Below are 13,614 nucleotides of genomic sequence, written 5' to 3' on the forward strand. Positions count from 1 at the left end.
GCTGGCGTCTAGAACCAGGGCCCGGGGTAGTGACCGTCCTGGTCTTGCACCATGACGATCTCCTTGCAGTCCCCGTTGGCCGCCGGCGCCGTCTCGCCGCGGCACACCAACGTCCAGCCCGACAGCCGGGCGAAGGGGCGCACCGCCCAGTTGGGCGCGACGGGGTCGGGACCGGGCAGCGCGATCACCGAGAAGGTGCCGCCGGTGTTGGTGATGTACAGGTGGTCGTCGAAGAAGGCCACTTTCGCAATCGGCTGCTTCTTGACGTCGTCGCGGCTCTTCAGCAGGTCCCACTGCTGGGTGCGCAGGTTCCACACTCCGAACCCGAACTGGGAGTTGTCGGAATTGTGCGCGTCGACGAACAACTTTCCGCCGGACAGCGTTGCTGCCAGCCCGCTTCCCGAGATGCGGTCCGAATCACCCACGCGGATGACGGATTTGGCGTTCAAGTCGTAGAACATCGTCGAGAACGCCGGTGGGTTGACGGAATCCCATCGCGTCATTTTCACCAGTTTGTTGGGGCCGTCGGTCAATTCGGCGTCGACGGTTTGAATGTCGTTGTCCTGGAAGATCGTTTCGCCGTTGGGTCGGCGCAGCTCGGCGCCCGAGGTCTTGCCCGGGTCGGTGGTGCGCGCAAACGCGAGCACGTCCTGCCACGCCCGCGCCGGCTGCGCGTCGTTCCACGTCATCGCCAAGTCGGAACCGGACAGGACGACGGTGCGTGGCGGCGCCGTCGGAACGTGCCCGTCGGTGAAGGCGTTCACCCAGGCCACCCCGGACGCGGTCGACGCCAGCCCCCATCCGGCGGGCGCGGTCAGCTTGAGGTCCGGGCCGGGCGGTTGCAATTCCTTGGTCACCAGCGGCTGGCTCGATTTGAGGTCGAACGCATAGGCGGTCGTCTTGGTGGTCTCGGGTTGCGGCGGCTGCGCGGGCTTGACGGTGGTCACCAGGTAGACCGCCCGCATGTCGTCGTCGGTGCCCGTCAGCGCGCAGATGGCGCCGGTCAGGTTCTCGCCGGGCGCCACCGTCGGCAGGCCCGGCGTGACGTACTGCCCGGTCTTCGGGTCGAAAACCTTCGGGCGGATGTCGTCCAGCGCGGACTTGCCGGTGGAGTACTCCTCGGGGCAGCCGAAGTACGCCGTCCCGCCGTAGCTCTTCCAATCCTTCTCCAGCGGCCCCGTCACGGCGGCGGGCGGCGGGGCCGCGGCCGCGCTGCTCTTCGGGTGGGCCGTGGAGTTGGTGGGCGTCAGCGGCGGCGGGGAGGCGGTGTGCGAACACGCCGCGGCGGCAAGGCAGCTCAGCGAGACGGCGAGGGCGCGCCGCGGCGCGACCACGACGCGGCCGACCGCCGGCCAGCGAAGAGCGCGCATGCAAAGACCCCCGTTACGTTCGTGTAACCAAGGAGCGTAGAGCCGGGCGAATGCGCCCGCGACTCGGGCGCGGGGCCGCGGCGGCGCTCACCGCGGCGCGCGCAGCCGCACCATCCGCGTCGTCGAGGTCTCGTCGAGTTCGACGACGTCCGACCGCGACCGCAGGAAATCGCTGAAAGACCGGAAACCCAGGGACCTTTCGCTGAACGACGGGTCCATGCGTTTCATCTGCGCCTTGACCGCGGAGTTGTGCAGCCAGTCGACGTCGTCGCGCTCCAAGCCGATCTGCAGCGCGCGCGTCAGTAGCGCTGTGGCGTCCGCCTGGGGGTCCGCCGCGTCGTCGGGCTCGGCCTCCTTCGAACGCGCGCCGCGCGGCTTCGCGGCGCCGGGCTCGGCCGCGGGCTCGCCCTCCAGCGCGGGAACGCCGGGCAGCGCGTCGTAGACGACGAACTCGTCGCAGGCGGCCGCCAGCGCCCGGCTCGACGCGCCGGCCACCCCGATGCCCACCACGTAGCGGCCCAGCCGCTTGCAGCGCTGGGCGAGCGGGATGTAATCCGAGTCGCCGGCCACCACGACCACGTGCGTCAAATCGGGCAACCGGAACATGTCCTCCACCGCGTCGACGGCCAGCCGGATGTCGGCGCCGTTCTTGCCGTAGGCCGCCGCGGGAAACAGCTGCACCAGGTCGACGGCCCGCGCCACCAGCTGGTGCCGATAACCCGCGTTGACCTCGGCCGACCAGTCCGCGTACGCGCGGGTCAGCACCAGGGTCCCGAACGACGACGCGAAGTCCAGGATCGCCGCGACGTCGACCGTGGCGCGCCCTAGCCGTTCGGGGAACTGCTCGAGGCCCTTGGCCTTGTCCCGCTGGAACGAATTGCGGCCGTTGACCTGGTCGTATCGCGAAATGACGATGTTGTCGAAGTCGAGGTACACCGCCACGCGGGCGGCAACGGGCTCGGCCACGTTCTCATCATGGCCGAGGGTGTGCCCGCGGTCACCACGCCCCGCTGGACGAACGAAAGCCACAGGCCTGAGCCCGCCAATCCGGGGTATCCAAGACCCATGAGCGAGCTGAAGTTCCTCGAACTGCATGGTGACCGCGTCGCCTACCGCGACGAAGGGGCCGGTGACGCGGTGCTGCTGATCCACGGCATGGCCGGCAGCTCCGAGACGTGGCGATCCGTCATCCCGCGGCTGTCGAAGAAGTTCCGGGTGATCGCCCCGGACCTCCTCGGCCACGGCGAGTCCGCGAAGCCGCGTGGCGACTACTCGCTGGGCGCGTTCGCCGTCTGGTTGCGCGATTTCCTCGACGAACTCGGGGTCGGGCAGGCCACCCTGGTCGGCCAGTCGCTGGGTGGCGGCGTCGCGATGCAGTTCGTCTACCAGCATCCCGACTACGCCAAGCGGCTGGTGCTGATCAGCAGCGGCGGCCTGGGCCCCGACGTCGGCCTGGTGTTGCGGCTGTTGTCGGCGCCCGGCGCGGAGCTGGTGCTGCCGATCATCGCGCCCAAGCCGGTGCTCAGTGTCGGCAACACGTTGCGGTCGTGGCTGCGCAGCGCCGGCATCCACTCGCCGCGCGGGGCGGAGCTGTGGAGCGCCTACTCGTCGCTGTCGGACCGCGAGACCCGCCAGTCCTTCCTCAAGACCCTGCGGTCGGTGGTCGACTACCGCGGCCAGGCGGTCAGCGCGCTGAGCAGGCTGCGGCTGCGCGAAGAACTGCCGGTCATGGCGATCTGGGGCGACCGGGACGGCATCATCCCCGTCGAGCACGCCTACGCCGCCCGCGAGGTGCGCGAGGACAGCAGGCTCGAGGTGCTGCCGGGCGTCGGCCACTTCCCGCAGGTCGAAGCGCCCAACGAGGTCGTCGACCTGATCGAGGACTTCATCGAGACCTGCGAACGCCGCGACGCCGGCAGCCCGCAACCCGCTCCGTGACCGCCTGACTCAGCCCGCCGAGCGGCTGGGCTGACGAAGGCTCTCCCGCCCCCCGAGATGCGCGGACGCGGTGACGACGGCCCGTTCGATCTGCCGCAACGAATGCACGGCGGTGAGAAAGCGCCGGGTGTCGAGTTCGTCGCCGTCGAGCGCCTCGCGGTGCCGCGCCACGGCCTCCGCCGCATCCAGCGCGTCGGTCGCGGTGTCGACGGTCTGGCCGTGCGCGCCGTCGATGATGGCGATCAGGACCTCGATGTTGCGGCGGGTGTGCGCCGCGGCCGCCGCGAAGGAGTCGGCCAATTCCCGGGAACCGCCCGAATCGCCGAGTTGCTCGCTGCTCAATGCCAGCGTCCTGCCGTACCGGTCACAGGCGGTGAACAGACGCAGCCCGCGGCGGATGTTGCGTCGGCCCGCGAAGCCGGCGACCCCGGCGAGCAGCGGCTTGGCCGTGACCCGGAACTGCTGCAGGGCGCGGTCCAGCTCCCGCGCCTGCTCGGTGGGGTTGGTGCCGGCGCCGTGGCCGCAGATCCGCTCGGCCGCGACGTCGATCAGCGTGGACAACGCGGTCAGGTAGTCGCGGGTGTCGTGGCGGATGGCCGTCCTGGTGTTGGTCGGCAGCACCAGAATGGCGGCGGCCACCCCGATGACCGCCCCGAGCGCGGTCTCCTCGATGCGCAGCAGCAGCACGCCGAAGCTGAACTCCCCGAGCAGGCCGTAGAGCAGCGCCAGCATCGTGGTGATCCAGAACGTCATCAGGCTGTAGGTGACCGTCATGAAGTAGAAGGCGCAGAACAGGCAGACGAACACCATGGCGAGCGAGCCCAGCGTGTTCCCGGCGAACAGGGTGGCCACCAAGATGCCGCACGGCACCCCCAGCAGGGTGCCCAGCAGCCGCTGCCAGCCCTTGGTCAGGGTCTCGCCCCACGAGTTCGTCCCGGCGAAGATGACGAACGCCGCGATCACCGCCCAGTACCAGCGCGCGGGGGACACCAGCTCACCCGCGACGATGGCGAACGACGCGGCGACGGCGACCTGAATCGCCTGCCGCGTGGTCGGCAGAAGCCCCTGCCGGCCGGGCTCGGGGTCCTCGACGGGCGCGTCGGCGGGCGACGCCGCCGGCACCTCGTCGGCCGCCGCGGGAACGGGCAGCTCGCCGGTGGCGGCGCGTTCGACGATGGCCCGCACGTCGGCCGTCGCCCGGGCCGCGTTGATGATCGCCAGCGCGACCCGCCGCACGGCCGCCGCGGCGCGGTCGTCCGAGCCGGCGGGCAGCCGGTCGAGAATGCCCTGCGCCTGGTTGGCGGCCTGGCGCAGCCCCGGCGGCTGCGGGAGCCGAATCGCGCGGGCCAGCTGCGTCAGCGCCGCGACGATCGCCGCCCGGGTTTCCGCCGGGATCTCCCAGGCGACGGCGGCCACCTGTCGGCCCGACGTCGCAACCCACCCGACGGACAGCTCGGCGTCGAACAGCCAGGGCGTCAGCTGCTCGACGGTCACCCCCGGCCAGAGATCACCCGGGTCGGCCTTGTCCTCGATCTGACCGAGCACCATCAGCGCCGTCTCGTTGAGCTGGTTGGTGCGCCGCCCCAGCCGGCGACGGCGCCTGTCGTCGAGGCGGCCGGTGCGCACCGCCTCGGCGGCGGTGTCGACCACGATCGCCATCCGCGCCCGCAACGCGCGGATGGTCGCGCCCAGCACCCGCTCGGGCCGGTCGGGCAGCACGTAACTGCTCATCAGGAAGGTGCACACGGTGCCCACCGCGACCGCCCCGATCATCCACGGCAGCTCGGACAGGCGGGCCCGCAGGTACAGGGTGAAGAAGTACGCCATGAAGGCGACCATCCCCAGCGCCCGGCCGCGAGGGCCGTACCGGCGGATGTACACCGCCGCGAACACGACGACCACAAACGTGACATCGGCGGCCAGCGGATGCGCCGCGAGCAGCGCGGCGGCGGTGATCGACGCGGCGGCGGGCAGCGGCAGGAGTGCCATCGTGATCCGCTGCTGGCGGGGGTCCGGCTCGTTGACCGAGCGCGACGCGACCATGGTGATGACCACCCCCAGCAGCGCCACCGTGAGCGGCTGCCCCGTCGCCCGGGTCAGCACGAACAGCGCGGCCAGCGAACACCCCAGCGCGGCCGTCGTCCGGGTCGCCATCCGCAGGCGCAGCAACCCCGGGTCGGAACCCACCCACCGGTTGCGGGCTTTTTCGATGAACTCGGCTATCGGACGACCCCCCTCGTGATCGGACACCCCATGGTTACCCGAAGTGCTGTGCGGCGACCAAGCTAGTCTTCGACATCGTGACCCCGCCGACCCGGGCGAAGCTGGCCGATGGCCGTGACCTGCTCTTCTTCGCCCTGCCCGGCCGCCACCCGCAGCCGGTCGCGGACCGCAGGCCGCTGCCGCCGCGGCAGGCGCAGCGGTCCGAGTTGCGGTTCGACGCCAGCACCGGTCAATGGGTGATCATCGCGGCGCTGCGCCAGGACCGCACCTACAAGCCGCCGCGCGAGCAGTGCCCGCTGTGCCCCGACCCGACCGGCCTGATCGGCGAGGTGCCCGCGCCCGACTACGACGTCGCGGTCTTCGAGAACCGGTTCCCCAGCCTGTCCGGGACCGGGGTCGCGGCGCCGCCGCCGGGAGTCTTCGCCTGCGTCCCCGGCGCCGGCCGCACCGAAGTGATCTGCTTCTCCAGCCGACACACGGGTTCCTTCGCCGAGCTGGAGCCGCGGCACGCGCGGCTGGTGGTCGAGGCGTGGCGGCACCGCACCCGCGAGCTGATGGCCACCCCGGGCATCGAGCAGGTGTTCTGTTTCGAGAACCGCGGCGAGGACATCGGGGTGACGCTGACCCACCCGCACGGCCAGATCTACGGCTATCCGTTCCTGACGCCGCGCACCGCGGTCATGCTCGAGCAGGCGCGGCTGCACCGGGAGCGCCACGGCACCAACCTGTTCGCCGACCTGCTGGCGCGCGAGGTCGCCGACGGCGCCCGCATCGTCGCGCGCGACGCGACGGTGACCGCGTTCGTGCCGTTCGCGGCGCGCTGGCCGGTCGAGGTGCACATCTACCCCAACCGGTTCGTGCGCAATCTGTGCGACCTCGGCGAGGACGAGGTCGACGACTTCGTCGCCACCTACCTCGACGTGCTGCGACGGTTCGACCGGATGTACGCCGCGCCGCTGCCCTACATCGCGGCGCTACACCAATACGCGGACACCGAGGCGCAGGCCGACGGCTACTTCCACGTCGAGCTGATGTCGATCCGGCGCAGCGCCACCAAGCTCAAGTACCTGGCGGCGTCCGAGTCGGCGATGGACGCCTTCATCACCGACGTCACGCCCGAGGCGGTGGCCCAGCGGCTGCGCGAGCTGGCATGACGGTCCGGCACTCCGCACCCGGGCGCATCAATCTGATCGGGGAGCACACCGACTACAACCTGGGCTTCGCCCTGCCCATCGCGCTGCCCCAGCGCACCACGGCCGCCTTCACCCCCGACGCGAGCGGCGCGTTGACCGCTACCAGTGATCGCGCCGACGGCGCGGTGCGCATTCCCCTCGACACCGCCCCCGGCGCGGTGACCGGCTGGGCCGCCTACGTGGCCGGCGTGGTGTGGGCGCTGCGCGAGGCGGGCCACTCCGTCCCGGGCGGCGCCTTGGCGATCACCAGCGACGTGCCCATGGGTTCGGGGCTGTCCTCCTCGGCGGCGCTGGAATGCGCGGTGCTCGGCGCGCTGCTGTCCGCCGCCGGGCTGCGCCTCGACGCCACCGAACAGGCGCGGCTGGCCCAGCGCGCCGAGAACGAGTATGTGGGTGCGCCGACGGGCCTGCTCGACCAGCTCGCCGCGGTCTTCGGCGAGCCCGCGACCGCGCTGCTGATCGACTTCCGAGACCTCAGCGTCGCGCCGGTGCGCTTCGACCCGGACACCGCGGGCGTCGCGCTGCTGCTGATCGACTCCCGGGCGCCGCACGCGCATGCCGGCGGCGAGTACGCGGCGCGGCGCGCCTCGTGCGAGCGGGCGGCCGCCGACGTGGGAGTGTCGTCGCTGCGCGAGGCCCAGGACCGCGGGCCCGCCGCCCTCGCCGCGGTGCGCGACGCGCTCGACGCCCGTCGCGCCCGGCACGTGCTGAGCGAGAACGCCAGGGTGCTGGATTGCGTTGCCGCGCTGGAACGGTCCGACTTCGCCGAAGTGGGCCGGATCTTCTCCGCCTCACATGCATCGATGCGCGACGACTTCGGCATCACCACCGGGCAGATCGACCTGATCGCCGAGAGCGCGGTGCGTGCCGGTGCGCTGGGCGCCCGGATGACCGGCGGCGGCTTCGGCGGCTGCGTGATCGCCCTGGCGCCCGCCGACCGGGCGGACGCCGTCGCCGCGGGAGTGCGTCGGGCCGCCGAGGACGCCGGATTTGCGGGGCCGGTCATCGGGCGGACCCGCGCGTCCGCGGGCGCGGGGCCGTAGCCCGCCGTTTATCCAACGAAAGCTGTGATTTCGCCGGCCTTCAGTTGTAACGTTACGCATATGAGGGGGATTCTCTGCGCGGTGTGCGGCACCGGTTTCGCCGGGCGGTCCGACGCCGTGTACTGCTCATCGGCGTGCCGGCAGAAGGCGCACCGCGCCAGGACGGCGCGACGCGTCGACGCGCTGCGCGAGCGCGTCGGGCAAACACCCGGTGCCGCCCGGGAAAGGGCGGAGGCCACTCGCGAGTTGCAGCGCTCCGCCGCCCGCTCCATCGAGCGGGCGCGTCAGCAACTCGACCGGTCCCGCCAGCTGTTCCAGGTCTCCGAGCGGCGGCTGCAGGAAAGCGACGCGTTGCGGCGACGCACGCCGCCGCCCGAGCCGACGGTCGAACCTCCCAACGCCTCCGCGGAGCGTGCGCCATGGCGTGGCAACTAGACGGCCAGGCGGCCGCGATCGAAAAGGCGCTCGCCGGCGGCACGCCGCAGCGCGCCGGCTGGTTCCGGTTCTACTTCGCCGACCAGCGCTGGGAGTGGTCCGAGCAGGTGCAGCGCATGCACGGGTACGAACCCGGGACGGTGACGCCCACGACCGAGCTGGTGCTGGCCCACAAGCACCCCGCGGACCGGGCCCAGGTGGCGGCGAGCATCGACACCATGATCCGGCGCCGCCAACCGTTCAGCACGCGCCACCGCATCGTCGACACCCGCGGTAACACCCACCACGTCGTCGTGGTGGGTGACCAGTTCTGCGACGCGGACGACCAGGTGATCGGCACGCACGGCTTCTACATCGACGTCACGTCCACCAGCAGCCGCAAGCGTGAAGACGCGATCAGCACCAAGGTCGCCGAGATCGCCGAGCGGCGCGGCGCGATCGACCGGACCAAGGGGATGCTGATGCTGGTGTACGGCATCGACGAGGACGCCGCCTTCAATCTCCTCAAGTCGCTGTCGCAGGTGCGCAACCTGAAGCTGGGCGTGCTGGCCGAGCAGATCGGCCGGGATTTCGCCGAGCTGGGCAAGGACGCCGTCGGCGCCCGGTCCCTGTTCGATCAGCGGCTGCTCACCGCCCACTTGCGCGTCGCCGAGCAGCAGCCCGATCCCACCAGCGTCTGAGCTAGCCGATCGGGGTCAGCCGGACCGCGCCCAGGTGCAGCCGGTCGACCGCCTCGGCGAACTCCTCGCGGGACGGGATGCGCGGGTCGCGGAACGTCAGCCCGATCATCCGTTGGGCGCGCCGCAGGCCGTACGACTCGACGCAGCGCAGGTACAGGTCGGTGACCGCGGCGCGGTCGCCGACCAGCACGCCACGCATCGCGCGCGTGGCGCCGTCGTAGACCACCCGGGCCTCGGCGCCGTCGCGGAAATTCTGCTTCCACTGCGCGCCGGTCAGCGCGTAGAGGTGGCCGCCGATCAGGTGGGCGCTCACCGGAATCGAGAACGACCGGCCCGTCTTGCGCCCGGTGAAGCTCAGCACCATCAGCTGCCGGCGCGCCGGACCCGCCAGCGGGGTGCGCAGCAGGGCGCTCAACACCGGGTTGACCAGGCGCATCAGGGCCGACGGCGGGTGCCCGGGTTCGATCGCGTGGGACTGCTTCGCCATGCGCTCACCGTAGGACCATTCGCGCGGCGGGGCGCGCGATCAGACCATCTCGTTCTGGGTCAGCCAGCGCATCACCGGCCAGCCGACGAAGACGGGCAGCCAGCAGGTCAGCACCCGGTACAGCAGGACGGACGGCACCGCCGTCGCCGCGGGCACCCCGAAGGCGGCGAGCCCACCGATCAGCGCCGCCTCGACCGCCCCGACCCCACCCGGCGTCGGGGCGGCCGAGGCCAGTGTCCCGCCGACCATCGTGACCACGGTGACCGCGACGAACGTGGTGCCGCCGCCGAAGGCCTCGACACTGGCCCACAGGGCCAGCGCGGCCCCCAGCGTCGTTCCGGCGCAACCCAACAGGATCAGCGCCAGCCGCCGGGGTTCGCGGGCGAGCTTGAACAGGTCGCTCGTCACCTCGGTCAGCTTGGGGCGCACCTCGGTCGCCAGCCAGCGCCGCGACTTGGGCACGAACAGCAGCGTCCCGATGATGCCCAGCGCCACGCCGCCGATCAGGTAGAGCAGGGTGGCGCTGGGCACGAAGTGTTTGAGGTTCATCGAGGCGCCCGCGACGGCGCTGAACAAGATCAGCAGCCCGAGGTGCACGATCACCTGCACGGCCTGTTGCAGCGCCACCGCGGCGGTTGCCCGCATCGCGGTCAGGCCGCTCTTCTGCAGGTAGCGGGTGGACAGCGCGAGGCCGCCCACGCCGGCCGGCGTGGTGGTCGCGGCGAAGGTGTTGGCGACCTGGACGATCGAGAGCCGCCAGAACTTGACCGTCCCGTCGGTGCAGGCCCACAGCGCGGCGGCGGCCCCCACGTAGGTCAGCGCCGACACCGCCAGGCCCAGCAGCGCCCACCACCAGTTCGCCGTCTTGAGCTGGTTGAAGAACGTCGGCGCCGTGCTGATGAACGGGTACGCGACGTAGCCGAGCGCGCCGAAGAGCACCAGCTGGATGATCTGGCTGCGGGTGAACCGGGTGATGGTCTGGGTCTTGATCTGGTCGGCGCCGGTCTGCCGTTTCACCTCGGCCCGCGTCTCGGAGATGACGCTGCCCGCGTCGGCGATCGACTTCCGGATAGGCCGCGGCACAGCGACTTTGGTGAGACGGCGCGAGGCGGTCAGGACGGTGTCCTTGCCGAACACGTCGATCGCCGCGGCGACCGCCGACTTCGGGTCGTAGACGTCGGTCGTCGTCACCAGCAGGTGGGCGATGTCCGATTGCAGCTGGGCCTCGGTGGCGCCGTACTCGGCGCTGTGGAACCCGCCGAACAGCACGGTGTCGTCGTCGACGGTGATCTCGTTGCTGCGCAGGTCGCCGTGGGCCATCTGCTCGCAGTTCAGCGCGTGCAACGCCTCCCAGGTCCGTCGCACCGGTGGCGGTGTCGCGCAACGGTCCAACGGCACCCCCCGGGGCGGCTCGTGCGCGTAGAGGACCCAGCCGCGGGGCAGGGTCGCGACGGCGATGGTCGACGTGTTGGCCAGCCCGATGCCGCCGATGGCGATCGTCATCAGCGCGCGGTGCTCGACCGCGCGCTGCATGGACGCCAGCAGCGGCGCGGTCTCGGTGTCGCGCAGCCGCAGCTTGCCCCACAGCTGGCGCAGGGTGCCGCCGCTGCGCTGGTGCGGACCGTACAGCTCGACCACGGCGGCCCGCTCGGACCGCTCGCAGCCGGCGTCGAGCACCAGCGGGCCGCGGCCGGCCGGCCGGACCACCGTGAGCCCAGTGACGGCGAACCCGCGCCGACCCATCGCCCGCACCGCGGCGTCCAGCGGCACCTCGAGGGCCGGGGTGCCGACCACGAGGACCACGGACGCGCCGACCACCCACCCGACCGCCAGGCCCACCAACGAGCGGGCCGGCACGATGGCGCTGACCACCAGGTGGATCGGCACGAACGCCAGCAGCAGCGCCCACCACCAGCGCCGCCAGCGCGCCGGCTGCCAGGGCCCCGACACCGTCAGCACCGCCGCCAGCATGCCGATCCAGCGCGGGTCGTCGAGGAACTGCGCCGGCAGCGTGCTGAGCCGGTCCGGGACGTCGAAATGCCAGCGCGGCGCCGCGATGCGCGGGACGCTGATCGAGAGCAGCAGGATGGCGAGCAGCCCCGCGGTCGCGTACGCGCCGAGCAGCTTCCACTGCCGGGCGACGACGAGGCCGATCAAGATCATGAACGGCAGGGCGACGATGGCGAACCCGTAGACCAGGTAGACCAGGTCGCTTTGGGTGGGCGACAGCACCCCCACGATCTGGGACAGCGACCGCTCCAGCGCGATCCACTGCGGCCGGGTGATGACCGAACACGTGATGACCAGCGCCAAAAACAGCAGAGCCGAGAACAGCCGCAGGATGTCGTTGGTGCGCCGGGTGAGGGGTTGCAGCAGGTTGCCGGAAACGCTGACGTGGCGCCCGTCGACTCGCATCGTGTAACGATCCTTCGGATCCGCCGGCGCGGCCGGCCGACCCCGCTCACTGGCTCGCCAACAAGTTAACCGGATGCCCGATCGCGCGACAGCCCGCCCACACCCGCCGCGCGTAGGGTCGTATCGGTAGCCGAGCTAGCGAACAGGGAGGGTGGTCGGGTGGCCAGAACCGACAACGACAGCTGGGAAATCACCGAGAGCGTGGGCGCGACGGCGCTCGGCGTGGCCTCGGCCCGGGCCGCGGAGACCCGCAGCGACAACCCGTTGATCAGCGACCCGTTCGCCCAGGTCTTCCTCGACGCCGCCGGTGACGGCGTGTGGAATTGGCATTCGGCGCCCCAGCTGCCCCCGGAGCTGGTCGAGGCAGAGCCCGAGTTGCCGCTGCAAATGCAGTCGATGGTCGACTACATGGCGTCCCGCACGGCGTTTTTCGACCGGTTCTTCACCGACGCCACCGCGGCCGGCATCCAGCAGGCGGTCATCCTGGCGGCCGGCCTGGACGCCCGGTCCTGGCGGCTGCCCTGGCCCGCCGGGACGACCGTGTACGAACTCGACCAGACCCGGGTGCTGGATTTCAAGGCGTCGACGTTGGCGGCCCACGGGGCCGAGCCGGCGTGCCACCGGATCCCCGTGGCGGTGGACCTGCGCCAGGACTGGCCGGCGGCGTTGCGGAAGGCGGGCTTTGACCCGGCGGCGCCCAGCGTGTGGTCGGCCGAGGGTCTGATGCCCTACCTGCCGGCGGCCGCGCAGGACCTGCTGTTCGAGCGCATCAACGAGCTCGCCGCGCCGGGCAGCCGGGTCGCCGTCGAGGCGCTGGGACCGAGCTTTCTGGATCCGGAGAACCGCGCGAAGCGCCGGGCCCGGATGGACCGGGTGCGCGCCCTGCTGGCGAAGGTGGATCCCGACCGTGAGGTTCCGCGGACCGACGACCTGTGGTACTTCGAGGAGCGCGAGGACGTCGGCTCGTGGTTCGCCCGCCACGGCTGGACGGTGACGGTGACGCCGTCCGACGAGCTGATGGCCGGCTACGGGCGCCCCGCTCCCGAGGCCGTGCGCGACGCCGTGCCGGGCAACCTCTTCGTCGCGGCGCAGCGCTAGCGGCCTTCGATCTTAGGCTCCGGGGTTTCGCTGCGCTGCCGGCGGCGGCCCCGCCAATTGCGGTACCCGCGGTGCGCGGCGAACGCGCCGACGATGGCGGTCGCGCACCACACCGCGATGGCCGAATACGCCAGCGGCGAGGACAGGTGGCCGATCGATGCGCCCAGCGCGGTGTAGGCGAAGCCGCGGGGCACCGAGCCGATGAATGAGCCGATGACCATTTGCCACAACGGAACCCCGAAGGCGCCGAATGCGTAGGAGGCCAGCGCGTCGGAGATTCCGGGGATGAAGCGCTGCCCGACGACCGCCCACAGCCCGCGCCGCTCGATCAGCGCGTCGATCCGGTCGGCGCGCGCGGCGCCCAGCAGCGCCCGCGCGCTGTCCCGGCCGGCGCGGCGGCCGAGGAAGCTGGCGACGACCGCGGTGCCCATCGCCGCGCCCAGCGTCACGAAGACCCCCAGCACCGGCCCGAACAGCACCCCGCTGCCCGCGGCCAGCAGCGATCCGGGCACGAAGACCGCGGCGAGACCGGCTGACACCACGACGTAGACCACCGGCGCCAGCGGCCCGGCCGACCTGATCGTGCGCTGCACCTCCCCGAGGTCGATCACCCGCGCGATGGCCACCAGGTAGAACATCACCAGCAGAAACCCGGCGAACAGGCAGAGCCGCACGATGTGGCGGCGCCGCGACGCCGGGGGCGCGATGTCCGCGATGTCGTTGTCGTCCATG

General features: G+C 71.7%; 12 protein-coding genes. 6 read left to right on the forward strand and 6 right to left on the reverse strand.

Translation table 11 applies throughout. From position 1 onward, the window contains the following. Window positions 1-8: 8 nt before the first annotated feature. Window positions 9-1,370 (reverse strand): hypothetical protein, encoded by a 1,362-nt coding sequence (locus A5700_RS11090; RefSeq protein ID WP_068064916.1) that lies wholly within the window; start codon window positions 1,368-1,370, stop codon window positions 9-11. Between the two features lie 87 nt (window positions 1,371-1,457). Continuing rightward, window positions 1,458-2,336 carry an NYN domain-containing protein gene (locus A5700_RS11095; RefSeq protein ID WP_068064913.1) on the reverse strand — a complete coding sequence of 293 codons (879 nt, stop codon included), beginning with the start codon at window positions 2,334-2,336 and terminating at the stop codon, window positions 1,458-1,460. A 99-nt stretch (window positions 2,337-2,435) separates the two neighbouring features. Here A5700_RS11095 and A5700_RS11100 point away from each other — a divergent pair, with 99 nt between their 5' ends. Then, the gene (locus A5700_RS11100; protein ID WP_068064910.1) at window positions 2,436-3,308 is read left to right on the forward strand and encodes an alpha/beta fold hydrolase; all 873 of its coding nucleotides are present in this window, start codon (window positions 2,436-2,438) and stop codon (window positions 3,306-3,308) included. Between the two features lie 9 nt (window positions 3,309-3,317). Here A5700_RS11100 and A5700_RS11105 read toward each other — a convergent pair whose 3' ends face one another. Beyond that, entirely contained in the window at window positions 3,318-5,462 is a 2,145-nt protein-coding gene (locus A5700_RS11105) for an FUSC family protein (RefSeq protein ID WP_082960320.1), read from the reverse strand. A gap of 146 nt (window positions 5,463-5,608) precedes the next feature. Here A5700_RS11105 and galT point away from each other — a divergent pair, with 146 nt between their 5' ends. From galT to A5700_RS11125, 4 genes are read left to right on the forward strand one after another with little or no spacing between them, the layout of a single operon-like run. Beyond that, window positions 5,609-6,685 (forward strand): galactose-1-phosphate uridylyltransferase, encoded by a 1,077-nt coding sequence (gene galT / locus A5700_RS11110; protein ID WP_068064900.1) that lies wholly within the window; start codon window positions 5,609-5,611, stop codon window positions 6,683-6,685. Beyond that, window positions 6,682-7,767: a galactokinase gene (locus A5700_RS11115; protein WP_068064895.1), complete on the forward strand. Its 1,086-nt coding sequence runs from the start codon at window positions 6,682-6,684 to the stop codon at window positions 7,765-7,767. Before galT ends, A5700_RS11115 begins: the two co-directional genes overlap by 4 nt. Before the next feature lie 60 nt (window positions 7,768-7,827). Further along, entirely contained in the window at window positions 7,828-8,202 is a 375-nt protein-coding gene (locus A5700_RS11120; protein ID WP_156671195.1) for a hypothetical protein, read from the forward strand. Beyond that, window positions 8,187-8,882: a PAS and ANTAR domain-containing protein gene (locus A5700_RS11125; RefSeq protein WP_068064893.1), complete on the forward strand. Its 696-nt coding sequence runs from the start codon at window positions 8,187-8,189 to the stop codon at window positions 8,880-8,882. The genes A5700_RS11120 and A5700_RS11125 overlap by 16 nt, the downstream gene beginning before the upstream one ends. 1 nt (window position 8,883) lies before the next feature. Here the strand turns inward: A5700_RS11125 and A5700_RS11130 are convergent, their stop codons facing one another. Together A5700_RS11130 and A5700_RS11135 are read right to left on the reverse strand one after the other, a co-directional pair. Further along, complete coding sequence (locus tag A5700_RS11130) at window positions 8,884-9,369, reverse strand: hypothetical protein (RefSeq protein ID WP_068064890.1); 486 nt, start codon at window positions 9,367-9,369, stop codon at window positions 8,884-8,886. A 39-nt stretch (window positions 9,370-9,408) separates the two neighbouring features. Beyond that, complete coding sequence (locus A5700_RS11135) at window positions 9,409-11,784, reverse strand: lysylphosphatidylglycerol synthase transmembrane domain-containing protein (protein WP_068204735.1); 2,376 nt, start codon at window positions 11,782-11,784, stop codon at window positions 9,409-9,411. 159 nt (window positions 11,785-11,943) lie between these two features. Here A5700_RS11135 and A5700_RS11140 point away from each other — a divergent pair, with 159 nt between their 5' ends. Next, window positions 11,944-12,882 carry a class I SAM-dependent methyltransferase gene (locus tag A5700_RS11140; RefSeq protein ID WP_068067407.1) on the forward strand — a complete coding sequence of 313 codons (939 nt, stop codon included), beginning with the start codon at window positions 11,944-11,946 and terminating at the stop codon, window positions 12,880-12,882. Here the strand turns inward: A5700_RS11140 and A5700_RS11145 are convergent. Continuing rightward, complete coding sequence (locus A5700_RS11145; protein ID WP_068067409.1) at window positions 12,879-13,613, reverse strand: TVP38/TMEM64 family protein; 735 nt, start codon at window positions 13,611-13,613, stop codon at window positions 12,879-12,881. The genes A5700_RS11140 and A5700_RS11145 overlap by 4 nt on opposite strands. Window position 13,614: the final 1 nt, after the last annotated feature.

Origin of the sequence: Mycobacterium sp. E1214 (genome assembly GCF_001666755.1) — a bacterium.
Classification (GTDB): domain Bacteria; phylum Actinomycetota; class Actinomycetes; order Mycobacteriales; family Mycobacteriaceae; genus Mycobacterium.